The organism is Trichocoleus desertorum AS-A10, from assembly GCF_039962155.1.
GTDB lineage: Bacteria > Cyanobacteriota > Cyanobacteriia > FACHB-46 > FACHB-46 > Trichocoleus.
Window position 1 is genome coordinate 49110 of record NZ_JAMPKN010000021.1, and the last position, 23389, is coordinate 72498.

The following is a 23389-nucleotide window of genomic DNA, read 5'->3' on the forward strand; positions in this document are numbered from 1 at the left end:
TGTAAAGTCGATAGAATCCAAAGAAGCCAGAGTTTTTAGCGGCGATCGGTGCAAGCCACGAAACCGCGCTAGCTAGAATCAGTCAAATCCCCCTGAAGGTTACACCCAGTCGGACAGGCAGAACCATGAGCCAAGAAGCCACGGCCAACTTTTCAGCAATTGCGCTGTTTATCAAGCTTTGTGATTGTCCTGAAATTGAGAAAACCTGCAAGGTTTATCAAGAGTTTTGGCAGGGAACAATTGCCCTATTCATCGACTGCCAAAGTCAAAAAGTTGTCTCTAGCCTCTGGAAGCAGAAGCAATTATTGGATGAGGCTGCAATCCGATTGGGGATTGGTAAGAAAATTGTCATTATGCTCAATGGGAGGGTATGCGGCCCTCCCTGGAATCCAACTTTACCGGGTCAGACTACCATCATGATATATCCATCGCAGATTAGCGGGACGCAGCAAAATGGGGACGTTGCCAAGCGAATTCTAGACAGCGGTCTAAGCGCTGGCATTGTAGACATCGAAACCAACGTGTTACTGCTTGGCAGTCAGCAGATAGCTTCTACAAGCGGCAGAGATTCTTTCTATATGCTGACCAGCGGCAAAGACCTAAATAGTCTCTGGGAACCCCAAGTGCTTGATGAACTCAATCGAGACCTAAGGCAGCGAGGCAAAATCGACAACCCCGAATATGAGGCGTACACCTGGGTAGAAGAGAACGGGCTGTGGAAGCGTGCCAAGAAGCTATTCCATGCCGTTAGCTTTGAAGCTCTACCCTTTCTAGATCGCTGGTGCCGAGTGTCTTACGGAGTCGAGATTATTTCGTAGAGCCGTTTCCAATGTGGTCATGATTGCCGTTCCCCTGCTCTTCTGGAGTGGGGGATTGTTTTATTTGGGGGCCTGGGCCTGCGATCGCTCTCAGTTGTTCAAACTCATAAGTTTCATCTGTTTCAGCAAAGCACCCACCAATCGCGAAGATCTCATAGTCTTCGATGGGGACTCTGCCTGCCTGAATCTCGTGCAATGCCTGAATGGGCAGCTCCCTCTCTTCAACCATCTGCTCTAGCTGTCTCTGACTAATGCCGTGACGCTCCATCCAAGAGCGCAGAAATGCTACGAAGCTAGGTGGTTGTGAAGATGCCATAGAGCTGTCCCGGTACTGTCCTGTTTGCGAGTCGATAACTTCACAGGCAATGAGCATCAATTCATTAGCAGTAAACGGTAGATCGGTTAAAGGGCTGCGAATAATCCCCAGCAAGGCGATCGCGTTAACCAGATCCCATTGAGGGCGGTCAATCTGACCCTTCTCAAGTCTTCTGGTAGTAGCCTCTGGAAAATCAACCGCATTTGAAAAATATTCAAGCGACCAGCCCTTTGATTGCCTAGCTGCTCGAATCATCTGCCCCAATCTTCTTACCCCCTGCTCAGTAAAACGGGGATTCCGAGTCCGCATTAAAACTACCAAATATCTGTTTTCGAATATCTCTATCAGATTAGCGTCACTAGTGACGGACAGTAGTCAGTATGGTTACCCGACAATAGTCACTATTGATCCGTCATTAATGACGGACTATGATTTTACTAATGTCATCAGTGACAACCCATGTACAAAAGACCCGAAGTACTTGAAGCAGTGCATCAGCAAGCCAGAATCGCAGCCATTCAAAGAGGTATCGAGCTGCGCGACTTTTTGAGCAAAATCATTCCCCTTGGTATCGAAGCTCTTGAAAAGCAGGAGCAGACAGAGACTAGGCAGGAGCAGCTTACGTCATGACTCAGCCTCCGCCCATTGAAAAGGCAGCTCCTCTCCCTCGCAAGGTTCCGAGCTGCCCTTCAGTCCAAGTAACCACAACGAAACCAGGACTTGTTTAAATTATGAAGTGTAAAGTCAAGCGGTCAAGCGATCGCCCAATCCCCGTCAAAGGACGGCCCACTCAGCCCAATCTAACAACAGCCCCAACTGTATCAGTTCCGCAGCATCTTCGCCAGTTACAACAGCTACAGCCCCTCAGCGACATGACCTGCTACGAGGCAGAGTTTGTCAGAAGCGCGATCGCTCATCCCAACCAACTCAGCCAAGGCGAAATCAGCACAGTTGCCGAAATCCACAAAAAGCACCTCGGCAGCTCCACACCAAAGCCAGCCAAGAAGCTCAACAACCGCCTATTCCGTCCACAACCCGCCGCGATCGCCAAGCTCGGCCAGCTAGACAAAGCAGCGCTCGACCTCTACAGCTACCTAGCCTTCTACTGCGAACCAGGCGAGTACTACACTCAGCTCCCCACCTGGCTAGAAGCTGAACTGCAATCTGGGCAGCATGACGAAGCAATTAGCACCCTCCAAACTCAAGGACTTCTAGAGGTAGAAGCCGTGCGAGGTGCCGCATGACTACCCTCGCCGACAAACTCAACCTCCTGCACTTCGACGAATCTACCTTCAGGTTCGCAACCAAAAACCAGAGTGGTGTTTGCTGCCTCTGCTGTCTCAGCGGAACGCGAACCTTCGCCCCAACTCGCCTCGTCATCAAAACCAGAACCCAGCGCGGTAGATGGCCCGATCGCTACCTCTGCTCAATCTGTACCGCCTACATTGCCAAGACGCATCTCGGAGTCAAACAGGTCTTGGTGGGTGACAAAATCCTGGCCGAGCAGCTACTCAGCCTCAATCTCAACGCCAGCGAGGAAGAAGAAGCCATTGTGGGCTTCCTCATCAGTAGTACAGGTGGCAAAGGCTCACTCACCGCTGGGCAGCTCAAGCTCGCGATCGGTGACTGTCTCAAGCACCTTTCACCTACAGACATCTTAGAAATCTGCCAGAGGCTGTGCGATCGCGGCATTCTCAAGCAGATCCACTGCGGTCACTACGACCGATACAGCCTAGCTGAGGAGTTGGCCCATGCTAGTTAGCGATCGCAGCACATTCCTCCAAACCCTTGAGGAGACAAAACTAGGTCACGGTATCAAGCTCAGCCGTGGCTACATCCTCAAAACCCACGACGGCTACACGATGCGGATCGTCATCCCCAACACCGTCATGATCAACCGCTTCTGGACCCGAGGCGAAGAAAACCAAATGGCTTGGTTCCTAGAGAACTGGGAGGCTGGCAATGCTAGCTGAACTCCTAGAACGTTGGACCCTGCTAGAGAGCGATCGCTGCCTCCCCTGGTCAGGCTTGCAGAAGTCAAACATGAACTGGCTTCACTTACCTGACGGCAACAAGATGGTACGAGTCTTCAACCACGGCAACGACCCCCAAAGCCTCGCAGTTGTTGAACATGCAGTGCAGCAAGCGATCGCAGCACGCCCAGACTGGATTGCCTTCCATCACCTCAGCCGCCTTACGTCCGATGGCTCAGCGGAGCATGTCATCACCGTCTACCCCAAAGAAGACGAAGCTAACCACTACTCAGCTAGTAGTGCGATCGCTGCCGAAGCATGGCTAGAAGCCTATCTCAAAGCTGTCGAAGGCGTGAAGGCTGTGAGCGCAGAGGTGCAGTCATGAGAATCCTCACCTTATGGCAACCTTGGGCCTCACTCATTGCCTTGAACCTGAAACGGTACGAGACGCGCAGTTGGGGCACAGACTATCGCGGCAAGCTAGCAATTCATGCAGCAAAGCGCCCAATAGTTCGCGATGAGCTTCAAGCAATTGCTTATGCAATGGGAGGCTGCGGATGCAGTATGACTGAGTTTGCTCACTTTGAGCAGGCAGTGGAGCAAGATTTGCCGCTAGGGGCAATTGTGGCGATCGCGGACTTGACCGACTGTCCGGTGATGCGGCTCCACCATCCTCAAGCAATTGCAGGAATTGAGATAGAAGCTCAGTCCCCACTAGAACAATCCGTCGGGCTCTGGGAGTCGGGTCGCTACGCTTGGAAACTTGAGAACGTCATTGCTCTGCCCGAACCAATTCCCTTTAGAGGTGGCCAGGGCTTACGGGTGCTGTCTGATGAGACTGTGTTGCAGGCGATCGCCCAACAAACGGAGGTGTAGTCGTGAGTGCTACTCACTATCGCCTCCTGCCAGAAGCTGGACGAAAACTCAGAGCAGCCAACCTGACCGCTGCCGAGTGGAGAATATGGTCCTACTTTTCAGAGGCCGATCCGTTTGGTGATTCCTACAGAAAGCTACCTGACTTACTCGACATCATGAGCGAGTGCGGCGTCAGCAAGCCTACTTTCTATCGAGCGATCGCCAAATTTGAAGAGTCAGAGTTGTTCGACTTCCAGGGAGAGTTCAAATTCCGCAACCTTCTAGGCTTCAAAGCCGCTGTCTCAAATTTGAGAATCCAGTCTCAATTCTGCGACGAAATTCTCAATTCTGAGAATCCAGTCTCAAATTTGAGAATCCAGTCTCAATTCTGCAACTCAGACATAGATATAGAACGCGCGCGGCATACTTCTTCAGACTTTATTCAAACTATTCCAGACTCTCTCACACAAGAAGCGCGTGAGGGTGAAAATCTGGCTTCGCCTTCCGAGCCGGAAGAAGTAAGCGCTACCCCACCTGTTGAGAAGCAGGTTCCTGTTAATTCCATTCCGGCTGAAGCGAAACACGTTGCAGAGGATCATACTTCCGCCGCCGCGCCGCCGCCAAATTTTTCAAATTTTTCTGATCCAGTTGGCGATCGCTTTGCTCAAGGTTTGCCACCGTGGAAGGCTCCGGACGGAACCATCAACCCTGAATTTCTCGAATGGGTAGCCAAAGGACACGACCCCAAGACCTCGGTCATGCCCCGCAAGAGTTGGGCGAAGTCAGTGCTTCGCAACAGCCCAGAGCGAGCGCACGACCTTTGGTCCGAGTATCAGGAACTGCAAGCCCAAGTCAGGTCTCCACTCGCTCAAGCTGAGCCTCTAGTTTCGCCAACCTCCAACCCCTTCGGGGCTCCAACCAGCACTGACGAGGAAGCTGAGCGGATTCAAGGCATGGCGATCGCAGCTAAGGCAGCAGGTAGACCCCTGTCTCCCGTCATCCTCAAGCGGGCACAGGAGTTGGGCATTGATTTGATGAACGTGGCGATCGCAACTCCAGCTCCAAGCGTTTCCCCAATTGGGGAAATACCACCCATTCCACCCCAGCCAGTTCAAGTAGCTCAGTCAGCTCAGCCTGCGATCGCTCCTGAAATTCCAGAAGCAAAGCCCCAATCATTCGCAGACCTGGCCTCCATGTTCGGGAAGTTGGGCTTACCAGCGCCCTCAAGCACTCCTCCTGAGATCGGTGTTATTGATGCCAGTGAAATTCTTGCCCAGATTGACCTCCGGAGAGGGCTGCTGGGCTGGAGTCAGGCCAAGTTGGATGAGTTGGTTGAGGCTGAATTTGGCAGAAGATCCACTCGTCACCTCGACGATGACGAACTGGAAGGACTGCTGTCGATGCTCAAAACCCAGCAGCCAGTCGGAGGTGCCGCGTGAACCAACTCAACCTGATCTCAGAACAACGGGAAAAGCACGAGATCGCCCCTGACGCTTGGCTCATCCCCGACTGGCTAGACCTAGACGGACAGCAAGAGCTGCTGGAGTGGCTGCGCTTCTGGTGCAAAGGCGGGTTTACTACTCCCCGGTTACCCTTCGGAGATCGCCTCCCCCTCAGCGTTCAAGTGTGCTGCCTCGGCTACCACTGGGAGCCTTACCAGTACAGCGCCCCCAAACGCGACATGCCAGCTCGCCTGCTGTTCGTCTACACTCGCGCCCTAGCCGCTGTCTTCAAGCATCGCCGTTTCCAGCCCTACTACGAACCCGACACCGCGATCGTGAATTGGTACAGCCCAGAAGCCAAGCTCGGTATGCACCAAGACAAAAGCGAGGATCAGGGGCTGTTGGATTGTGGTAGTCCGATCGTCACCGTCGCGCTGGGTGATAGCTGCACCTTCCGTCTGGGCAACTGCGAGAGCAAGAATCAGCCCTACACCGACTTCGAAATGCGATCGGGTGACGTGCTCATCATGGGCGGCGCGTCTCGCATGGCTTACCACGGCGTGATGAAGATTCACTCCGGAACTGCCCCAGCGGAGTTGGGCATGAGCAAGCCCGGACGACTCAGCGTCACCATCCGTCAGGCACGGTTGGGAGGTGCGAAGTGAAAACCAGCTACTACGCCATTACTCACGACACCACCCCCGGCGCAATCTCCATTAGTCTCTACCCACCCAGGGGCACCAACTACCTGCACTATCCCGCGCTGTGTCCGCCTCGCAGCTTGCTAGGTGACTACAAGCGAGGCTGGTGTGACGAACGGCAATACACCCGAATCTTTGAGGCTCAGCTAACCAAGCTCGATCCACTCATCGTGTGGAACGTGCTGCACCAAATGACCAACGGTGAAGAACCTATCTTGCTTTGCTACGAACGGGCAGGCACCTTCTGCCACCGTCGCATTGTCGCTAAGTGGTTCAGCAAAGGCCTGGACATCGAAGTCCCAGAAATCAGCCTGCTCAATCAACCTCACGAGCAGTTGAGCTTGTTCGGAGGTGTGCAGTGAAACCAATAAGCCGTAACTCTGCCCGGTATGCAATTTACAAATTCTTGGTGCAGAATCCAGGCCGCCGCTATACCAAGCAGCAATTGAGTACGGAGTTCAGCGATCGCGCTGCAAGCACCGTTTACACCGCTGCCAAGAACTGGGCTGATGGCGGATACCTGCGCTACGAATACGAGCAGTTTTGGTGGGAGCAAAGCTGCCGAGAGTGGAAGGGGGATAGTGCAGCTCAGGGGGTGTCGTCATGAGCAGCTATCCCTCCGTCACCCACGCCTCAAAGCCCGGATGGCTCGGCTACATCTGCGAAACGCCCTGGGGCTTAGAAGGCATCTGTGCAGACGTGATGTGGCTAGAGAGTCCCATCGACCCCAAAACAGACAAGCCTTATCCACTGCCGCTGTTTCCCCAGCGCTACTCAGTGAAGGACTTGACCATCAAAGGCACGATCGCCCTCGACGAGTCACCTGATGAGCCAGAAGCAGAAGCTGTGGAGCATACCTGCCACGCCGTTGGGTGCGATCGCCCAGTTGAACCCAAATACCTCATGTGCTCCAAGCACTGGGCAATGGTCCCCGCCAACTTGCAGACGCAGGTGCAGCAGCTCTACAGGCCAGGTCAGGAAGTTGATAAGAATCCCTCACCCGGATACCTCAACGCTGCTAGAGCCGCGATCGCCGCAGTTCAGAGGAAGGAGGAAGCAGCCGCATGATCCTTGCCATCATCACTGCCCTCACCCTCGCACTCGTGCTTGTTTTTGTTTCCCTGATTGCTCTACTCGCCTGGATAGGAGCGATCGCCGATGAGGTTGAGAAGCACCGTTAGTCCCTCCCTCATCCCCACAAACCACAACTTTAGGAGCTACGAACAATGGATGACTATGGCACAGCAACGACCCTTGAGCCAATCAGCACAGAAAACACTGGAAGCAGTGAAAGCCAACCCCGGACTAGCCGCGCCCGATCTCGCAAAAAAGACAGAAGTGAGCCTGTCAATGGTGCGCCGGAATCTATCAATCCTCAGAGTCAGGAAGCTGATTCGAATGCAGGAGAGCGGACACATACACCTGTGGTGGCCAGCGGAACCAGAGATCTAAAAGTGGGCGATCGCGTTCGCATTCTTGAGGCTGCAGAGCATGTAAAACACCTCACTGGCAAAACTGGTGTTGTTTGCAGAGTGCGGGCAACCATCGTCAACGTAGAAACCGATTCAGGTGAGAAGCAATACTTCTATCGTGAGTGGCTAGAAAGGCTGGAAACCCCTGAAGAGCCAGAGACGGAAGAAGTTGCGATCGATGCTCCTGAACTGAAAGTAGGCGATCGCGTCCGCATCCTGGAAGCCCCTCGCAATGTAGGGAAGCTGGCAACGATTACAGAGAGCGGCCCTGAGGTCTGCTACGGAAAAGATTTTCTAGTTTTGCCAGACGGCGATCGGATGGTAATGTCCATCTTTGCGTCAGGCGTGGAGTTTGTGGAGCGTCCTGAGACTGCCCCAAGTAAGGAAGCAGCCCCTACGCATGAGCTGGAAGAGGAGGTGATTCCAAGTCTGGAACTGAAGGTTGGCGATCGCGTACAGTTCGCCGAATTCTGTTTTGGCGAATCTCGAGTAGCGACAGGCGAAATTAAAGAGTCCTTTTACTCGGGCGGCTCGTACCTCTGTACAGATAGCGAAGTGAAGTTACCACCTATTGAGGAGATTGCCGAGCAATATCACGACGCCTACCCAGCAGACGGCATCTACAGATCAACAGTCATTGTGAATCAGTGGTTTTTGAAGCACTGCACCGTTATTGCTCCAGCCACCCCAGAGTCCATTCTGACCAAATACGGCTTTATTGACTCAAGCGACTTATCAGACCCCCGAGACATCGGAGAGGTATATCGGGACTGGGGAATTGCTCTGGCCATGCCCAACGGTGGCATCATCGCTCTAGACATTTTCAAGGGTGATCAGTCCTGGGGTAAGCCAACTGAGGACGAGTTTGATTATTCGGACCAGGACGGCATTGTTAATCATGCCAAGAGTGTGATTGACGAGATTGAAGCAGCGATCGCTGCTAACCAACCTCCCCAAATGACTATTCCAGGATTGGATGAGGAGAGTCAGGAAGAGGAACCCAGAGAGATTTTTGAGGTTAGTCAGGACGATCTGGAAAACTTTCAAAAACTAACTTCTTGCCTAGCTCTCGCGAAAAACAAAATCAAGGGTGTCATTAGTTGGGATGGTCGTGAATGGGTTGCAACTGGCAGCTCTTCAAAAGGTCTCAAGACTCTAGAAGTTTGTGTTCGTCAGGTTGTTGAGCGATCGCAATGGACTGGACCGATCTACACCTATGAGACGCTGCCTCGGGCCAAGAATGGTGGCTTTGCTAACAGCTATGTTGGGCAATTGGTTAAGTACCAAAAGCGTGAGCTGGTTTTAACTGACATTGCCGCTGAGTTTGTTCTAGAGCAGGCGATCGCCTCTACTCCACAACCCGACGCTTTAGACGAGCTGATCACCGACCTAAAAGACGAACTGGAAACCACAGCCTCTACACCAGCAGTGGTGATGATGGCTGAGCAAGAAGCCCGCGATTGTGTTGACTCCATCAAAGGCCACTTGGAGAACACCCGCAAACTCTTACTCGACTTACATGAGCGCGAAGGCTGGAAGGCACTCGGCTACAACAGCTGGCGTGAGTGCGTCATGGCCGAATTTGGCGAGAGCAAATCCCAACTCTACCGGGAATTGGAAGCCGCCAAAATTGAGCGCAACATTTCCCCAATTGGGGAAATCGGCAGCATCAAAGAGAGCCATCTCCGACCCCTCGCCAAGCTGGAGCCAGAGCAGCAGCGCGAAGTCTGGGAAGAAGCTGTAGAGACCGCACCCAACGGCAAAGTGACAGCGGCTCACGTTCAGGAAGTAGCTGAGAAACGCTTGCCCCCAGTTCAAGAAGAGATTCCTAGCTTAGAGGAGCTGTTCAAGCTCTACGGGCAAATTGCCGAACGAGTCGAACATAGGCCCACTCACAAATACCGCAATCAGTTCGCAGTCGAGCGCACAGCTCACCCAGCCTTCAGCTTCTATCCCCTAGGGCGTCGTGAAGCATGGCAAGCGTGGCAGCGCAAGTACAGAAAATTTCTGGAGATGTGCCCACTGCCACCCGAGAAGCAAATGCTTCACCCGGGCTACCCGCTCTCTGAACCTAAGCCCATCGTTGAAGACTTCCCGGTTCAGCAGTCTTGCAAGAGCTGCCAGCATCGGCACCTAACTGGGGACGGCTCCGAGTTCACTTGTGGCACTAAGGGCGATAAGTGGCTCTGCGCTGCTACTCGTGATTGGGCAGACGAAAACGGCGGCTGTGATAAGTTCAAGCCCTTTGGCCCTCAAGTGGTTACAGCTCAGCCCCCTGCTGGTGACAAGGCAGAGGAAGCAGAGGCGATCGCGACTCCAGCCAAAACTGAAGAGCCACCTCTCAAAGTCCTGTTCAATTCTCAATTTGGCGCGATCGCTGGCACCGTCACCTATGTGCGAGTCGCCTACGACCGCAACGGCAGAACCCTCTATGCCGATGTTCCCTTGAGTGATGTTTTGGAGTGGATGTGATGCTCAAGAAATTGATTTGGTGCGCCATGCACAGCCAGTATTTTCCACTTGTTCGCTTTAATCGGCGATCGCTCATCCCAATCGAGTGGCAGATTCAGTCTGAATTTCGGGGGCATTGGCGACTAGAAGTTTGGCCCATTAGTCCCCCTGACTTGTTCTACTTCCCTTGGGAATGCGAACGAGCTTTCAAGACCCGAAAGGATGCGGAGCCGTGGAGACCTTTGCCGCCACCTCCACCCAGCATCTACGATCCAACCCTCCCTGACTATGACGACATCCCGTTCTAGAAGCTGATATGAGCTTGAACACCGCTCTTCCTAAATTCCTGCGATCGCATCCTGCGATCGCATCCTGAGTTCCAGCAGTTTTCGGAGAAAACCATCTCTGACACCCTCAGGCGATTGGCACAGGGTGCAAAGATTCAGCGGCGCAACTTAGTTCGCAAGGCCGTGACCAACAAAAAGGATTGGGTTTATTGGAGTTGATGATGCCTAGCCTTCCGCCGCTACGAATCGAAGATGCTAAAGCGTTCTCATGCTGCTCTGCCTACAAAAATTGGCAGATCTGTATCTACGCTGGTAGCGGCTGGGCTTACATCATCTACACATCTGCGGGCGATCGCTACCACTATGGCTACCTGCCCGCTCACTGTTTGGATGTGCAGGATGGTGAGGCTTGGTGTCGTGACTTGTGCGATCGCTGGGAGCAACCGTTGGGCTATGAGGAAGTGCGACTCTGGCGCGACATTTGCGAGTTTATGGCAAGTCACTCCGTTGGCCGCTGTCCGTTTGGCCCAGAGTATATCGCCAAGCATGTAGAAGGTTGCTGGTACTTGCTCAGCCCCGATCGCACTCATCGCCAAAGACTCTGGGACTTATACAAAATTCAGCTCATCAAGTGGGAGTCAGCCAGGCGTAATGAGCATGGCTGGATTCTTAAGGGCAACTGGGAAGACAAAATCGACTTCCTGGAGCAGGTTTACATTCTCGATCGCAACCCTGACACTCTCCCCCGCCCCTGGCTCGACAAATGGGAGCGCAAGCAGCGGCGGATTGAAGAACAGAAGCAGCTCACAGAAATCCTCAGACCCTTTGATGGTGCGCTCTTCTGCATTCAGGGAATAGAGGATTACTTCTTATCCTTCAGAGGGCATTCGCCTGTGATGAGCTTGGTTCACGACCAAGACATGCTCAAACGGTACTTAGACAGCCTGAAGGTGCATTGTGCAACAGCTCGAGAAAAACTCAAACCGCTAGGAGCCGGGCGATCGCCATGACCCAGTATGACAGCCTAACCCAGAAAAAGTAGAGATAACTCTTTGAGAGTAAGCAATGAAGAGAACAGTACAAAGCCAATGGCAATCTTATGAACGCTCCATCATGCCGAAAGATGCCCCTCCAATTCAGCGCAAGGAAATGCGACGAGCTTTCTACGCCGGAGCATTCGTAATGTTGAACTTAGCAAAAGAGGTGGGAGACATGAGTGAAGAAGCTGGAGTGGAGGCACTAGAAGCATATGAGCGAGAGTGCAAAGAGTTTTTGTCTCGTGTTGGTATCGACCACTAGGAGCACCGCACTTCATGAAAACTCCAGAAGAACGCAAGCAGTATTTTGAGCAAAAGCTTCGTGAAATGCCGCCAGACGTACTAGAAAAGGCGATCGCAGTATTTCAAACTCTGCCAGATGAATTCAAAGCTGAATGCAAGGCAAGACATGCGATCGAGCCTGATAGTTGGATGGCATGTTGGCATCACGATGCAGGAAGACACCTCAGAAATATGCTGCGAGTTCATGGGTTAGGAGATGCACTGCTGCCCGATAAAAACTGGGACGACTACTACATCCAGGTACTGGAGATCAGCTTAGGTCTTAGGAATGTGCAGCCGCCATGACCCAGCAAGAACTTGACAAGTTAATCCAACAAAAGCCAGACCTAACCCTGGACGAAATTCGAGAGCTACGCAAGCAAGTGGTGAAGGTGGAGAAGAGAAACGATGGCTGAAACTAAAAGTCTCACAGCTCGGATTGCTGAACTGAATGCAGAGGTAGACGGCCTCAGGACTCAAGTTGGGCTACTGACTGAGCTAGTCCAAGGCATAGGAATTGAGTCATGGCTTACTCCTGCTCAGGCAGCGGCTTTTCTGGGTGTGAGTCGAGACATGATTGTGCGAGACATCCGTGAAGCTGAGGGGCTGCGTAGAGCAGGCAAGAAATCAGACTTCGTACTTGGCACCCACTATCGCCCCAAGCGAGCCAATGCTAACGTTCCTCGCTGGCAAGTTAATGTACTCAAGTGGCGTGAAGTCATGGCGATCGCCCCTGAGAAACGGTGCGTCGGTTAGTCGGGGTACAGATGCTTTTCCTGTTCCCGCATAATGTCCCACGCCTTCTTGTTGTGCGACTCATCCAGAAACTGGTGATAGATCTTAGTGTGCACCGCCACCGAGTGCCCCATCCAGCGTGAAGCCAAAGAATCTGCTACTCCCAAAATTGCAGTTCTACCAGCATAAGAGTGACGCAGATCATAAGGAGTCAAGCCAAGATTCTGAGCCCGAAAATAGCAATACACCTTTTGGCCTAGCCGATTATTGCTTATATCTTCCACCATGGTCTTGGGGTAGCAAACATTCCAAACCTCGAACTTCTCAGCCCAGCATGAAGGGCACGGATAAACTAATCTGCTGCCAGTTTTAGTCTCTTGCAGTACCCGCAGAGTGTGAGGCGGTTCACGCAGCCGACTCGTATCTAGCCTAAACACTTCGTGATTCCGCAGGCCATAAGTCGCCAGCATTGCAAAAATCCACTTCCACCCTGGATTCTTAATCCTCTCCCACGCTGCCACAATCTCTTCATCAGTGGGCAGGTCTCTGGGAGAAACTGATTTGGGTGAGTAGCTGGAGTCTAGAACCTTTAGATCAATCTCAATCCCAGCAAGCTTGGCAAGCGCTCCATAAGACATACAGAACAGTTGCCGATTTCTAGAGCCTGCCTCTGACTCCTCCTCAATTGTGTTTAGGAGTAAGGAGGCGGTTAGGATCTCATCTTGAGGCATGCGCCTGATCAAGAGCCAATAGTTTTTATGGAAGGTGTTGATCTGAGATTGCCCTCTAGGGCGTGACTGAAAATAGGATGCCTCGAATCGTTCCAGCCATTCAGCAACCGTGAGTTGATCTAGGGCGATCGCACTTTGCTTGATCCAAGCCGCCCAATTAAACTGTCTCAAACTAAGTAAGGCGTCCACTTCCTTAGCTCTAGCCTCGGCAACTTTAAGTCCAGGTAGGTTGGCGCTCACTCCCAGCGTTAAATACTGCTGGTGTGGCTTGAGCTTATTAGAGTTTGGCTTTGGTGGTAGAGTACCCTGGAGATAGAGCTTTGCCCCCTTTCGATAAACCCGAACCCTTACAGCAGCGGCCTTGAGGCGTTCGTTGGCTTTAGCGATCAGGGCATCTATGTCACAGGATGCCATTCTGATACGTCCTTGTTTCTTCCTTAAATTGCTTGCACACTCACCTTCGATTAATTGTGATTGATTGATGCAAATCGTGCAAACCTAAGACTAGGACTATTGATGCTTGGTACGGAAAGGCGGGATATCAGCCCTCGCTGAGTTGCCTACAACAGATTGGCAATCTGTCGCGAGTGAACTGGAGTGGTGAGTTTCACGGCTTCAGTTCACCCCACCGCTCCAGGAAAGCGGGTTCGATCGCCTGGGTGGAGCGATCGAACAGAAGAAACTGATTTTCACAATTCTTCTGAACGGCCCTATGATGTTGTCCTCTACGGTGCCAGTGGCTTTGTCGGTCAGCAGACGCTATAGTACTTTGCCACTCATATGTCTCTTCCAAGGGGAAGAGATGTTAGTGGAGCGGTCACAAATTCTGGTCGTTTGTGGGTCAGCGGCAAAAAAACAGAGACGGCGAGTGGATTGGGACCCAAAAGATTGGATTGATGTGCAGGAGTCGCGATCGCGACAGGGCTGAACTAAGCAGCCAGCAGTCCTAGAATAAACTTGTGAAGGATTCCATTTGTACTTTCGTACTACCCGCAACACTCCCAACCTCGCTGCTGGGGGTTTTTTAATTCACACAAACTGCGTCAAGAGTGCGTCAGAAGTGCGTCAAAGTTGAGCTGCGACGAAAATTGCCGCAATGGATATGAGGTAGATCTACTCAGTGTCGTGCTCACGCGACAGCCACGCGACAGGGATGCTGCAGTCACGCGACCGTCACGCGACGAGAGGCGTTAGGTATGGCGCAAAAACAGATTGTTGCGGTCGCGTGTGGGGGAGCGATCGCCGAGCGAGGTGCGGCAGCGGCACAATATCCACAAATTGTGTCAGGAGGTGACAGAAGGTGCCAAAGGGTGCCCGATGTGATGAATTGTGGCTCTTGGTTCCTCTTTCAGCGTGACAAGCTGTGTCAGGGCGTGACATTGGGTGTCAATGGGTGATGTTTTGTGCCAACCTGGGATCGTGGGAAAGGGCGATGCACATTGCCGCTAGTCCTGCCTCAACTTTTTATTAGAGTTTCTAGACTGGTGAGTTTCTTGAGGTTTTTGAGGAAGTTCAAGAGGCGATCGCAGTGGTTTGAGCACGCTCTCTCATGCCCTCAGCCCATCTAGAGAATTGGTCCGATCTGGTCCTAGTGGACAACCAGCGTCATTGCCTGATCGGACAAACTCTCAAGGTTGCAGCGCCCTGAAGCAAGCGAAGGCGGCAGCAGGGCTAGACACTCAGAGGGGCGATCACCTGAGTTTAGTTCCTAGGACAAACTTCTAGGATCTGCTGAACGGCAGCCTAAGAGAGGGCGATCGCTCCATTACCCAGCTCTTTGGTAGACAAGGCCATCCTTATAAGGTGGATGTAATGTGAGAGTCAGGTTTTGATTAGCCTAAGAGAGGGGCGATCGATACGGATATTATTTACAACCTGCTCCGCTACTCTGAATACTATTGAAGCGCCTGCAAGCTACGATACCCAGATATCTCCTGAATGATTCGAGCGGTACATTTGTACTGTTTGTTACTAATTTAGGTCAAATCTATCCGTCTAAATCCGCTCTGCTAGCCTATCAGAGTTTTTGGGAACCTTAATTTAATCTGGAGTCGTTGGTAATAAGCTGAAAAAGCTTCGAAACTCTTTTAGAGTAAATTGATGCTTTTTAGGCAAAAGGCCGGAATCTTTCCTATGGAGAGAAGGATTTCAGTGGCTATTGGCCAACCGCTCTAGTGAACTTCTAGTAGTTGAGGGATGAGATAGCGATGCAACCACTCTCCGAAGAGCAACTCCGCCATCAATATGACAAGCTGACTGATTTCGTGGAAAATGGGGCAGTCTGTCTGCATTGGGTGGGACCGGATGGGATGATTCTGTGGGCCAACAAATCGGAATTGCACTCTTTAGGCTACTCTCCCGAAGACTATGTGGGCCAACATATCGCTCAGTTCCATGCGGATGACGATGTGATTAACGATATTCTCTGTCGCTTGACAGCCAATGAAACCCTCCATAACTATGAAGCCAGAATGGTCTGCAAGGACGGATCGATTAAGTACGTCCTGATTGATTCGAGCGTCTATCGCGATGAGAACGGTCAGTTCATTCACACCCGCTGCTTCACTAGAGATAACACCGCTCGGAAGCTGGCAGAAGAAGCGTTAAACCAAAAAACTCAACAGCTAGAACAAACGCTACAAGCTCTGCAACAAATCCAGTCGCAACTCGAACAAACCAATAAGGACTTGGAAGCCCGAGTTGAAGAGCGCACGATCGAGCTCCAACAAGCCAAAGAACTGGCCGATAGCGCCAACAAAGCGAAGAGTGAATTCCTCGCCAACATGAGCCACGAACTCCGTACCCCACTCAACGGAATTTTAGGCTACGCGCAGATTCTACTGCGCGATAAAGCGGCTAATCCGAAGCAAAAGGATGGGGTCAGTATCATTCACCAGTGTGGCTCTCATCTGCTCACCTTGATTAACGACATCTTAGACCTCTCCAAAATTGAAGCGCGCAAGCTAGAGTTTTTCTCCAAGAATTTCCACGTTGACTCCTTCCTCACTAGCATTGTGGAAATGTGCCGTATCAAAGCTGAGCAAAAGGAAATTCGTTTTACCTACGAAGTCCTGAACCGTTTACCCAAGGCTGTGTTTGCCGATGACAAGCGACTGCGCCAAGTCTTGATTAACCTGTTGGGCAACGCGATTAAATTCACGGACCAAGGGGGTGTGACGTTCAAGGTCGGGGTGGTGGCAGAGTCGCCTCAGAGCGATCGCCAGCCATCTGCCAATACCCGCCACTCATCCTCCGTCAAGATTCGCTTTCAAGTGGAAGACACAGGGGTTGGCATGACCTCAGAGCAAGTTGAGAAGATCTTCATGCCGTTTGAACAAGTCGGGGACCAAGAACGGATGGCAGAAGGCACTGGCTTGGGGCTCGCCATCAGCTTGCAAATCGTGCAAATGATGGGCAGCGAAATTAAGGTTGAAAGTATGCCGGGTCAAGGCAGCAAGTTTTGGTTTGATGTCGAACTCACCGAATCCGATGAGTGGGTAGAGTCGAACAATGGGAACCCAACGAGCTTGGTCGTAGGCTATGAGGGTGAAAAGCGTAAAGTACTGATTGTTGATGACCGGTGGGAAAATCGCTCTGTGATTGTCAACCTACTGGAGCCTTTAGGATTTGAACTCCTGGAGGCGGTAAATGGTCAAGAGGGCTATGACAAAGCTTTAGAGCGGCAACCTGACCTAGTTCTCACTGATTTGGTCATGCCGGTGCTAGGGGGACTGGAGATGACCCAAAAGCTGCGATCGCTCCCTGAGTTTCAAACCACGGCGATTATTGCCTCTTCTGCGAGTGTCTTCAACTTCGATCGCCAGCAAAGTCAGCAAGCAGGCTGCAATGATTTTCTGCCGAAACCCGTGCAATCCGATGAATTGCTCGAACAGTTCCGCCAGCATCTTGGTCTCACCTGGATTTATGAGATTAATCATCAGCAGGCACAACCCTCAGCCACCAATTCTGCTGTTTGTGAACTCATTGCCCCTCCCGTTGCGGAACTTGAAGCGCTATATGCAGCGGCGCGCATCGGTGACATCGACAGTGTCGAGCAGGAAGCTCAACGACTGGCGCAACTCAACGTGCAGTATCAGCCCTTCGCCCAGCAATTGCTTCAGTTTGCACAGGCAATGGATGACGAAGCAATCTTGAAGTTTGTGAAGCAACAGGTTGAACCAGTTACGTAGGTCCCGCTATGAGCACTCATCAAACGAGTCTAATTCTGATTGTGGATGACAATCCGAACAATACCAAGGTGTTGTTTGAGTTGCTCAAAGAGTCAGGGTATCGAGTGTTAGTGGCGAAGAGTGGGGAAAGTGCCCTGGAGAGATTGAAATCGGTCTCTCCAGACCTGGTCTTGCTGGATGTGATGATGCCAGGAATCGATGGGTTTGAAACCTGCCGTCGCCTCAAAGCTGCGCCAACCACGCAAGAGATTCCGGTCATCTTTATGACGGCGCTAGCTGACACTGTAGACAAGGTCAAGGGCTTAACCCTCGGAGCCGTCGATTACATTACCAAACCTTTTCAACAGGAGGAAGTGCTGGCCCGAGTCAACATCCACCTCAAGCTCTATCACCTCAACCGAGACTTGGAGAAGCGAGTGGCGCAGAGAACCGCTGCGTTATCCAATGCTCTAACCCAATTGCAACAATCGCAGATGCTGTTGGTGCAAAGTGAAAAGATGTCTGCACTCGGTCAGCTGGTGGCAGGAATCGCCCACGAAATCAATAACCCGATTAATTTTGTGCATGGCAATGTCACTCATCTCGATCGATACATCCAAGATGTCCTGAGTTTGCTTCAGGTGTATCAGCAACACTATCCCCATCCTGTCTCAGCAGTGCAAGCAGAAGCAGAAAGCATTGACCTCGATTTTCTTTTGTCTGACCTGCCGAAAACCTTATCCTCGATGAAACTAGGAACGGGCAGAATTCTGGAGATTGTGCAAGGCTTACGGAACTTTTCTCGCTTGGACGAAGCTGAACTCAAAGTTGTAGATATTCACACAGGGATTGAGAGTACGCTGCTGATTCTGCAACATCGCCTGAAAGCAAAGCCAGAACATGGAGGGATTCAGCTGATCAAGGAGTATGGGGTTCTGCCTGAAATTGAGTGTTACCCAGGCCAATTGAACCAGGTGTTCATGAACTTAATTGCCAACGCCATTGATGCCTTGGAGGAATCGATGCTGAGTTGTTGGTTGCCCAGAGGTAATAGCCAAGCCCTCGACAGGGCTACCATTTGGATTCGCACAGAAATGTTAGATCAACATCACGTCTGTATCCGGATTGCGGACAACGGAGTGGGGATCAAGGAGGAATTCAAGACCAAGCTGTTTGAGCCTTTCTTTACGACCAAGCCCATTGGTAAAGGGACGGGTTTGGGGTTACCCATTAGCTATCAAATTGTGGTTGAAAAACATGGGGGTCAACTGGAGTGTATTTCTGAACTCGGGCAAGGCACCGAGTTTGTCATTACGATGCCAATTCGGGTAGCACTAACGTTGTAATTCAGTCTTTTAAGGTATCTGTTGTGAACTACAAGATTGCTTCAAACTGCAAGTAGCAATTTGAACTAAAAACTCCATTGAGACGCTGTTTGAAAAGCTTGAAGATTTAGCAAATTCAGTTAGGACTCTCGTAAGAATAAATTGTTTAGAGGAAAGACTAGGATGACTATCCTATAAAAAGCTCTTCCAGAAAAATTGCTCTAGTTAATTTTACACGCTGCCTTAACCCTTTAGCTTGATTCAGTTGCCAAAAAACGATCGCTCCTCTGGGTATGTAGAGGAGCGATCGTTTTTTGGGTCATTGTCTTTATACTCTCTGATGCCTACTCAATCCCTGTTCGAGTGGTGGCCCTTTCTGGCGGACCTCATTTCAACGCCCGGTGGTACCTTCCTCGCGCCTTGTCCTACCAAGACTCAGCTCAACGGATGTTTTTTGTCAAAGGGGTATTGCTAGTTTTCAGCTATTGCACTTTAGAATGCACCGATGCACCATATAGAAGATAATTCATCCTTTTATGCGCGTGTTCCAGCACGAGTTTTAGGATGCCTGCGTGGGGGTGGAATTACCGTTATTCTCTTTCCTGGGCAGGGGGTAGTAGTCACGCACCCCATCCAAACTCATCTCGTTCCTGAAACTTTGAGAATGCCCAACAGTGAGTTTGATGTCTTGTTCAAACATCCTGGTGCAGAAATGGTCCGAGTTCTGCACTAGGATGAATCATGTTCAGAAATTAGTAGCAGCAATGAGTGAAGTTCAACTTAATCTTGTTGTCATTCGCTCAAGTAACGTTGAACAAGCCGCTGTGTTCTACCAACGATTAGGTTTGTCTTTCATCAAACATCAGCATGGTAATGGTTTAGAGCATTTTGCTAGTGAGCTAGGTTCTATCACGTTTGAGATTTATCCGTGTACTCCTGGAACAGTGCCAACAAAAGCAACTCGGCTAGGATTTCAAGTGTCTTCTGTAGATGATGTTGTTTGCAAACTCAAACAGCATGGGGCTTCAATTGTTTCACCTCCTGCGGATTCAGCTTGGGGACGACGTGCAGTTGTGGCAGACCCTGATGGACATCGAGTAGAGTTAACAAGCAGGTGAACAGAGGCATTATGCCGCGAGAAGAGACGCATCAACTTTGGGAGCAGATACCCCTGGAACTTCCATGATCCAACCCACGACACCTGACGATGCATCAGCAATAATTGCGCTAGCTGTGGCCGCTGGGATGTTCCCCGCGAACGAAACCGAAGCGCTGGGCAAAGTGTTGGCAGACTATTTTGGCGGTAATCTCGACAAGGGCCATGTGTGGGTCAGCGACGAGGAGGCGGGGGAGCTGTGTGGAGCCGCCTACTATGCACCAGATTTGATGGCAGATCGAACGTGGTATTTGTACATGATTGCGGTACGGCCCGATTGCCAGGGACGGGGGCACGGGACGATGCTGATGCAGCATGTGGAAAATGCCCTGCGGATGAGCGGTCAGCGGCTGTTACTAGTCGAGACATCGGGGCTGCCGAACTACGAGCGCACTCGGACGTTCTACGAGAAGTGCGGCTACGAGAAGGAGGCGCGCATCCGAGACTTCTACACGGCGGGTGATGACAAGATCGTGTTTCGTAAAGTGTTGAACGCAGATTAGGCCATAGTCCGTGGCTGATCGTGCATCAAGCTATGGTGGGTTTGGTAAAGTAGAGAGGCATCTACTTTCAAGCACAATCTATGAAATGCCGACTCTGTGGTCATCTCCGCACGCATAAACACAGTAAAGCCCCAAACGCTAGTCAGCGATATTTCTGTCCCTAGTGTAAGCAAACGTTCAACGAACGCTTTGACACCTTGTACTACCATCGCCAAGTGAGCGTGGAGCAAATTCGGCAAGTGCTACAGGCGCATAGCACAGTAGTCTGAGAGGCATTGGTCGCACGACAGGACTTGCGTATAACTACAGTTGTGAGTAGTTCGCGCTGTGAGTCAGCAGGCGCAACTGGTGGATAATGCTCAAGTTCGTTCTCTGCGCAACGCCGCGATCGCCCTCATCTCCATTTAATTTTTTGTCATAAATGTTTTCGCGGTTAATCTCGCTGTTAGCTTGTAACTCTAATGAATGAGCTTAAAACATCTAAATGATGAACCGCTTTCTTACCCTGTGCTTGAGCACGATTCTTTTGATTGCAGCGGCCTCAGGTATTGCACAATCTGCCGCTCGCTCTGATGGGATGGCACAACTGCCACGCATCTTGAACACCTGTCCTGCAAACGTTCCAACCGCATCTGCTGCACCCTTCCCCAAGTTGCATCCCCATGCTTTGAAGGCCAGAGTGCCCATCATGATGTATCACGACATTCTGCCGGCAAAAAAAGTGGCGTATGACTTAACGCCTAACGAACTCAGACAGCACTTTGAGCGGCTAAAGTCGAACCAGATGACCCCAATTAGCCTCGCTCAATTGATGGCTCATCTGCGCACCGGTAGCCCTTTACCTAAGAAATCGATTTTACTGACGTTCGACGATGGCTACGGAGGGCACTATCAGTACGCCTATCCACTCTTAAAGGAATATGGGTACCCAGCTGTATTCTCGATTCACACCAGTTCGGTGGAGGTGAATGCGGGTCGAACTCACGTGAGCTGGCAAGAGCTCAGAACGATGGCCAATGATCCGCTCGTGACGATTGCATCTCATAGCAAAACTCACCCTGTGCTCACCAAGCTCTCTCATCAACAGTTGGTCCAAGAAGTTGCCGACTCGAAGAAAATTCTGGAATCGAGACTGGGTCGCTCGGTGCAGTACTTTACTTATCCCTATGGTCTGTATGATGCTAGAGTCAAGCGAGCCGTTGCGAATGCCAACTATTTTGCCGCGATCGCTTATGCCGTGCCGACAGAGCGCTTTGCCAACCAGTCACCGGACTTGTTGAGTTTGGCTCGCTTTGAAAAATCTCAGCTTGAAAAAGTGATTCCTCAAGCTTGGAGCGGTCCTTCTTCCGCGCAGTGCAAGTGAACTGCAAACGGCTGGCTGATGTCCTGGCGGTTCTCCAAGCTGCACCTGCTTATTTCATCGATCCTCACCATAAATTTGTTCAAATTTTGAGGAGCGGTCCAGCCCAAGTTCAGTGCGATCGTCCCTTGCCGCTATGCATTGTCACATCTGTCTTTACAAGTAGAATAATCGTCAAAAAGCTATGTCTAGTCTGAGATCGAGCGATCGCCCTCTTTCCTGATTCAGCCTTTAGGTGCCATTGACAAAATATTTGGGTTCATACGTAGATTGGGTGGGCGCGATCGCAGCTGTGGCGCCTTTTGGTAATTGACACCGATCTTGGGGTATCTGTCGTCTAGTGACTGAAATGCCGATCAGGCATAGATTCTAAGCAAAAGATATTTGGGTAGAAAGTTTCAGGGTCAGGGTTGCCGGGTTATCAATCATGGCAATCTCCTATTATTGCCATGTGAAGTTATGCCAAAATTTCTTGAGTTGAGGGAAATGTTATGGAGTGGTTTTGGGTACTGTTAATCTTTTTTGTAGTTATAGTGGGTTCACTCTGGTTTGGCTACCTGGCAGAAGAAGAAATGGTAGGACCCGAAGCCGCCCGTAGAAATTCGCGCTCTGCAACGCCTTTGTTTTTATTTTGGCTGCCATTATCTGGATTCGCCCTTTTCTTTGTACTTGAACGACTAGGACGCTATGGTTGGGTAAGCTTCCACATCTTATATGCTGTTTCGATTAGTGCCTGGTGGATTAGCTGGTTTTTTAGAAAGCAAGAAGCTGGTTCTTTACTAGCAGATGTAGGAAGAACTCCACAGAGCAAATTTCTATTCTGGATTGGCTTGATTGAGGTGGCATTGGTAGTTTTCCAGACATGGTTATTTTTGACGTCAACCTTAACTAGAAGCCCGGAATATACTAGCCTGTACCTAGAGATATCTAGGCTCGTCCTTTGGTGGTCAATTGCTGGTTTTACTATTGCTGTAGGCTTAAACAAACTTGAGTTTAGAGAGAATGGTATTTGTCTCGTGCATTCACTCATGAGATGGCAAAGAATAAATTCGTACACTTGGGAAACAGATAAATCAAATGTGTTGACAATTCGATTCAAACCACGCTTTCCTCTATTGCCAAGCTTTGCGAGCCTAGCTATTCCTGCAAACCATCAAGAGGTGGTAAGCCGTATTTTAGCCGAGCGATTAGCAGGCAAGAGACTATAGTTCTGTTGTGCCAGTTAATACGATATTTAAATTCATACGCAGGTTTGGTGGGAACGATCGCAGCCTCTAACAGGACTCGTTGTGGGCTGAGCTGAGATTGGCATTCGGGAGAGGAGGCTGAGGGAGAGCGGGAATCTTACATCAAGCGGACGCTCGCGCTGCAAGCTACGAAATAACCTCCCGCTTGAGTACTGCTACAAAATCCCACAGCTCCCCATTAGCACGTGTGCCAGGAAGAATAGACACTAACTCCCAGCCTCTAGCTCCCGCTTCATTCAATACCTCCTCAAGTTCTATTTCGTTAATCTTCCCTGCCCCGAATGTTCCTTGAGCAAAGAACTTAATCGTTTTATATTCCCACTCACCCATGGCCTTCTCTAAAGAGTTTCAAAATTACCCTAGAATTTTCCGATATCCATCTTTCACTACAAAGTCTGATCTTGGAGGCGATCGCCCCCAGGGCAAACGCATCTTATTGAGCAAAGACTTTAGCCAGATAATCATTATCCCAGCCTGCTTTGAGGCGCTTGGCCTTCATTCCCCCCTTGGCAGTCTTCTCTTGGCTCAA

The 23389-nt window shown here is 50.9% G+C and carries 29 protein-coding genes; 26 read left to right on the top strand and 3 right to left on the bottom strand.

The annotated features are described in order from the left end of the window. The first annotated feature begins 125 nt into the window (after positions 1 to 125). Entirely contained in the window at positions 126 to 818 is a 693-nt protein-coding gene (locus tag NDA01_RS21865; protein ID WP_348229623.1) for a hypothetical protein, read from the top strand. Here NDA01_RS21865 and NDA01_RS21870 read toward each other — a convergent pair. After that, the gene (locus NDA01_RS21870; RefSeq protein WP_348229624.1) at positions 808 to 1389 is read right to left on the bottom strand and encodes a helix-turn-helix domain-containing protein; all 582 of its coding nucleotides are present in this window, start codon (positions 1387 to 1389) and stop codon (positions 808 to 810) included. The two genes, NDA01_RS21865 and NDA01_RS21870, sit on opposite strands and share 11 nt — an antisense overlap. Before the next feature lie 476 nt (positions 1390 to 1865). Between NDA01_RS21870 and NDA01_RS21875 the strand changes: the two genes are divergently transcribed. The 16 genes from NDA01_RS21875 (at position 1866) to NDA01_RS21950 (ending at position 12390) form a co-directional block, all read left to right on the top strand. Then, a complete protein-coding gene (locus tag NDA01_RS21875; protein ID WP_348229625.1) occupies positions 1866 to 2378 on the top strand; it encodes a hypothetical protein in 513 nt (170 codons plus the stop codon). Further along, on the top strand, positions 2375 to 2896 hold the full coding sequence (locus NDA01_RS21880) for a hypothetical protein (protein ID WP_348229626.1): 522 nt from the start codon (positions 2375 to 2377) through the stop codon (positions 2894 to 2896). Before NDA01_RS21875 ends, NDA01_RS21880 begins: the two co-directional genes overlap by 4 nt. After that, positions 2886 to 3107, top strand: coding sequence for a hypothetical protein (locus NDA01_RS21885; protein ID WP_348229627.1), 222 nt, complete (start codon positions 2886 to 2888; stop codon positions 3105 to 3107). The genes NDA01_RS21880 and NDA01_RS21885 overlap by 11 nt, the downstream gene beginning before the upstream one ends. After that, complete coding sequence (locus tag NDA01_RS21890) at positions 3097 to 3492, top strand: hypothetical protein (RefSeq protein ID WP_348229628.1); 396 nt, start codon at positions 3097 to 3099, stop codon at positions 3490 to 3492. Before NDA01_RS21885 ends, NDA01_RS21890 begins: the two co-directional genes overlap by 11 nt. Then, positions 3489 to 3983, top strand: a complete 495-nt coding sequence (locus NDA01_RS21895) for an ASCH domain-containing protein (protein ID WP_348229629.1) — start codon at positions 3489 to 3491, stop codon at positions 3981 to 3983. Before NDA01_RS21890 ends, NDA01_RS21895 begins: the two co-directional genes overlap by 4 nt. A 2-nt stretch (positions 3984 to 3985) precedes the next feature. Further along, entirely contained in the window at positions 3986 to 5401 is a 1416-nt protein-coding gene (locus NDA01_RS21900) for a hypothetical protein (RefSeq protein ID WP_348229630.1), read from the top strand. Beyond that, positions 5398 to 6069, top strand: coding sequence for an alpha-ketoglutarate-dependent dioxygenase AlkB (locus tag NDA01_RS21905; protein WP_348229631.1), 672 nt, complete (start codon positions 5398 to 5400; stop codon positions 6067 to 6069). Before NDA01_RS21900 ends, NDA01_RS21905 begins: the two co-directional genes overlap by 4 nt. Further along, positions 6066 to 6467, top strand: coding sequence for a DUF488 family protein, N3 subclade (locus NDA01_RS21910; protein ID WP_348229632.1), 402 nt, complete (start codon positions 6066 to 6068; stop codon positions 6465 to 6467). Before NDA01_RS21905 ends, NDA01_RS21910 begins: the two co-directional genes overlap by 4 nt. Then, positions 6464 to 6712 carry a hypothetical protein gene (locus NDA01_RS21915; RefSeq protein WP_348229633.1) on the top strand — a complete coding sequence of 83 codons (249 nt, stop codon included), beginning with the start codon at positions 6464 to 6466 and terminating at the stop codon, positions 6710 to 6712. The genes NDA01_RS21910 and NDA01_RS21915 overlap by 4 nt, the downstream gene beginning before the upstream one ends. Continuing rightward, entirely contained in the window at positions 6709 to 7173 is a 465-nt protein-coding gene (locus NDA01_RS21920) for a hypothetical protein (protein WP_348229634.1), read from the top strand. The genes NDA01_RS21915 and NDA01_RS21920 overlap by 4 nt, the downstream gene beginning before the upstream one ends. A 158-nt stretch (positions 7174 to 7331) precedes the next feature. Next, a complete protein-coding gene (locus NDA01_RS21925; protein ID WP_348229635.1) occupies positions 7332 to 10049 on the top strand; it encodes a hypothetical protein in 2718 nt (905 codons plus the stop codon). Beyond that, positions 10049 to 10336 (top strand): hypothetical protein, encoded by a 288-nt coding sequence (locus tag NDA01_RS21930; protein WP_348229636.1) that lies wholly within the window; start codon positions 10049 to 10051, stop codon positions 10334 to 10336. The genes NDA01_RS21925 and NDA01_RS21930 overlap by 1 nt, the downstream gene beginning before the upstream one ends. Positions 10337 to 10536: 200 nt before the next feature. After that, complete coding sequence (locus NDA01_RS21935; protein WP_348229637.1) at positions 10537 to 11325, top strand: hypothetical protein; 789 nt, start codon at positions 10537 to 10539, stop codon at positions 11323 to 11325. A 55-nt stretch (positions 11326 to 11380) separates the two neighbouring features. After that, positions 11381 to 11614: a hypothetical protein gene (locus NDA01_RS21940; RefSeq protein WP_348229638.1), complete on the top strand. Its 234-nt coding sequence runs from the start codon at positions 11381 to 11383 to the stop codon at positions 11612 to 11614. A gap of 14 nt (positions 11615 to 11628) precedes the next feature. Then, positions 11629 to 11940, top strand: a complete 312-nt coding sequence (locus tag NDA01_RS21945) for a hypothetical protein (RefSeq protein WP_348229639.1) — start codon at positions 11629 to 11631, stop codon at positions 11938 to 11940. Positions 11941 to 12042: 102 nt separating this feature from the next. Beyond that, entirely contained in the window at positions 12043 to 12390 is a 348-nt protein-coding gene (locus NDA01_RS21950; protein ID WP_348229640.1) for a hypothetical protein, read from the top strand. On the opposite strand, the gene NDA01_RS21955 is transcribed toward NDA01_RS21950, so the two are convergent. Next, positions 12387 to 13514, bottom strand: a complete 1128-nt coding sequence (locus NDA01_RS21955) for a site-specific integrase (protein WP_348229641.1) — start codon at positions 13512 to 13514, stop codon at positions 12387 to 12389. The two genes, NDA01_RS21950 and NDA01_RS21955, sit on opposite strands and share 4 nt — an antisense overlap. A 183-nt stretch (positions 13515 to 13697) precedes the next feature. Here NDA01_RS21955 and NDA01_RS21960 point away from each other — a divergent pair, with 183 nt between their 5' ends. The 9 genes from NDA01_RS21960 to NDA01_RS22000 all read left to right on the top strand — a co-directional run bounded on the left by NDA01_RS21960 (position 13698) and on the right by NDA01_RS22000 (position 22821). Beyond that, positions 13698 to 13865 carry a hypothetical protein gene (locus NDA01_RS21960; RefSeq protein WP_348229642.1) on the top strand — a complete coding sequence of 56 codons (168 nt, stop codon included), beginning with the start codon at positions 13698 to 13700 and terminating at the stop codon, positions 13863 to 13865. 431 nt (positions 13866 to 14296) lie between these two features. Then, complete coding sequence (locus NDA01_RS21965) at positions 14297 to 14497, top strand: hypothetical protein (RefSeq protein WP_348229643.1); 201 nt, start codon at positions 14297 to 14299, stop codon at positions 14495 to 14497. A gap of 810 nt (positions 14498 to 15307) precedes the next feature. Continuing rightward, the gene (locus tag NDA01_RS21970) at positions 15308 to 17290 is read left to right on the top strand and encodes a PAS domain-containing hybrid sensor histidine kinase/response regulator (protein WP_348229644.1); all 1983 of its coding nucleotides are present in this window, start codon (positions 15308 to 15310) and stop codon (positions 17288 to 17290) included. An 8-nt stretch (positions 17291 to 17298) separates the two neighbouring features. Continuing rightward, positions 17299 to 18615: a sensor histidine kinase gene (locus NDA01_RS21975; protein WP_348229645.1), complete on the top strand. Its 1317-nt coding sequence runs from the start codon at positions 17299 to 17301 to the stop codon at positions 18613 to 18615. A gap of 484 nt (positions 18616 to 19099) precedes the next feature. Further along, complete coding sequence (locus tag NDA01_RS21980; RefSeq protein WP_348229646.1) at positions 19100 to 19327, top strand: hypothetical protein; 228 nt, start codon at positions 19100 to 19102, stop codon at positions 19325 to 19327. A gap of 31 nt (positions 19328 to 19358) precedes the next feature. Next, positions 19359 to 19712, top strand: a complete 354-nt coding sequence (locus NDA01_RS21985; RefSeq protein WP_190437283.1) for a VOC family protein — start codon at positions 19359 to 19361, stop codon at positions 19710 to 19712. Positions 19713 to 19776: 64 nt separating this feature from the next. Beyond that, positions 19777 to 20253, top strand: a complete 477-nt coding sequence (locus tag NDA01_RS21990; RefSeq protein WP_190437281.1) for a GNAT family N-acetyltransferase — start codon at positions 19777 to 19779, stop codon at positions 20251 to 20253. Positions 20254 to 20737: 484 nt separating this feature from the next. Beyond that, positions 20738 to 21616: a polysaccharide deacetylase family protein gene (locus NDA01_RS21995; protein WP_348229647.1), complete on the top strand. Its 879-nt coding sequence runs from the start codon at positions 20738 to 20740 to the stop codon at positions 21614 to 21616. A 488-nt stretch (positions 21617 to 22104) separates the two neighbouring features. After that, positions 22105 to 22821 carry a DUF5673 domain-containing protein gene (locus NDA01_RS22000; RefSeq protein ID WP_348229648.1) on the top strand — a complete coding sequence of 239 codons (717 nt, stop codon included), beginning with the start codon at positions 22105 to 22107 and terminating at the stop codon, positions 22819 to 22821. 165 nt (positions 22822 to 22986) lie between these two features. Here the strand turns inward: NDA01_RS22000 and NDA01_RS22005 are convergent, their stop codons facing one another. Next, positions 22987 to 23190 carry a DUF4177 domain-containing protein gene (locus tag NDA01_RS22005; protein WP_348229649.1) on the bottom strand — a complete coding sequence of 68 codons (204 nt, stop codon included), beginning with the start codon at positions 23188 to 23190 and terminating at the stop codon, positions 22987 to 22989. Positions 23191 to 23389: the final 199 nt, after the last annotated feature.

Excerpts from the sequence above, each read along its gene's own strand:
- NDA01_RS21970 (WP_348229644.1), top strand. The coding sequence starts at position 15,308 with ATGCAACCACTCTCCGAAGAGCAACTCCGCCATCAATATGACAAGCTG.
- NDA01_RS21865 (WP_348229623.1), top strand. The coding sequence starts at position 126 with ATGAGCCAAGAAGCCACGGCCAACTTTTCAGCAATTGCGCTGTTTATC.
- NDA01_RS21895 (WP_348229629.1), top strand. The coding sequence starts at position 3,489 with ATGAGAATCCTCACCTTATGGCAACCTTGGGCCTCACTCATTGCCTTG.
- NDA01_RS21990 (WP_190437281.1), top strand. The coding sequence starts at position 19,777 with ATGATCCAACCCACGACACCTGACGATGCATCAGCAATAATTGCGCTA.
- NDA01_RS21955 (WP_348229641.1), bottom strand. The coding sequence starts at position 13,514 with ATGGCATCCTGTGACATAGATGCCCTGATCGCTAAAGCCAACGAACGC.
- NDA01_RS21980 (WP_348229646.1), top strand. The coding sequence starts at position 19,100 with ATGCACCATATAGAAGATAATTCATCCTTTTATGCGCGTGTTCCAGCA.
- NDA01_RS21880 (WP_348229626.1), top strand. The coding sequence starts at position 2,375 with ATGACTACCCTCGCCGACAAACTCAACCTCCTGCACTTCGACGAATCT.
- NDA01_RS21940 (WP_348229638.1), top strand. The coding sequence starts at position 11,381 with ATGAAGAGAACAGTACAAAGCCAATGGCAATCTTATGAACGCTCCATC.
- NDA01_RS21975 (WP_348229645.1), top strand. The coding sequence starts at position 17,299 with ATGAGCACTCATCAAACGAGTCTAATTCTGATTGTGGATGACAATCCG.
- NDA01_RS21875 (WP_348229625.1), top strand. The coding sequence starts at position 1,866 with ATGAAGTGTAAAGTCAAGCGGTCAAGCGATCGCCCAATCCCCGTCAAA.
- NDA01_RS21925 (WP_348229635.1), top strand. The coding sequence starts at position 7,332 with ATGGATGACTATGGCACAGCAACGACCCTTGAGCCAATCAGCACAGAA.
- NDA01_RS21945 (WP_348229639.1), top strand. The coding sequence starts at position 11,629 with ATGAAAACTCCAGAAGAACGCAAGCAGTATTTTGAGCAAAAGCTTCGT.
- NDA01_RS21985 (WP_190437283.1), top strand. The coding sequence starts at position 19,359 with ATGAGTGAAGTTCAACTTAATCTTGTTGTCATTCGCTCAAGTAACGTT.
- NDA01_RS21870 (WP_348229624.1), bottom strand. The coding sequence starts at position 1,389 with ATGATTCGAGCAGCTAGGCAATCAAAGGGCTGGTCGCTTGAATATTTT.
- NDA01_RS21930 (WP_348229636.1), top strand. The coding sequence starts at position 10,049 with ATGCTCAAGAAATTGATTTGGTGCGCCATGCACAGCCAGTATTTTCCA.
- NDA01_RS21890 (WP_348229628.1), top strand. The coding sequence starts at position 3,097 with ATGCTAGCTGAACTCCTAGAACGTTGGACCCTGCTAGAGAGCGATCGC.
- NDA01_RS21995 (WP_348229647.1), top strand. The coding sequence starts at position 20,738 with ATGATGAACCGCTTTCTTACCCTGTGCTTGAGCACGATTCTTTTGATT.
- NDA01_RS21965 (WP_348229643.1), top strand. The coding sequence starts at position 14,297 with ATGGCGCAAAAACAGATTGTTGCGGTCGCGTGTGGGGGAGCGATCGCC.
- NDA01_RS21920 (WP_348229634.1), top strand. The coding sequence starts at position 6,709 with ATGAGCAGCTATCCCTCCGTCACCCACGCCTCAAAGCCCGGATGGCTC.
- NDA01_RS22000 (WP_348229648.1), top strand. The coding sequence starts at position 22,105 with ATGGAGTGGTTTTGGGTACTGTTAATCTTTTTTGTAGTTATAGTGGGT.
- NDA01_RS21885 (WP_348229627.1), top strand. The coding sequence starts at position 2,886 with ATGCTAGTTAGCGATCGCAGCACATTCCTCCAAACCCTTGAGGAGACA.
- NDA01_RS21935 (WP_348229637.1), top strand. The coding sequence starts at position 10,537 with ATGCCTAGCCTTCCGCCGCTACGAATCGAAGATGCTAAAGCGTTCTCA.
- NDA01_RS22005 (WP_348229649.1), bottom strand. The coding sequence starts at position 23,190 with ATGGGTGAGTGGGAATATAAAACGATTAAGTTCTTTGCTCAAGGAACA.
- NDA01_RS21950 (WP_348229640.1), top strand. The coding sequence starts at position 12,043 with ATGGCTGAAACTAAAAGTCTCACAGCTCGGATTGCTGAACTGAATGCA.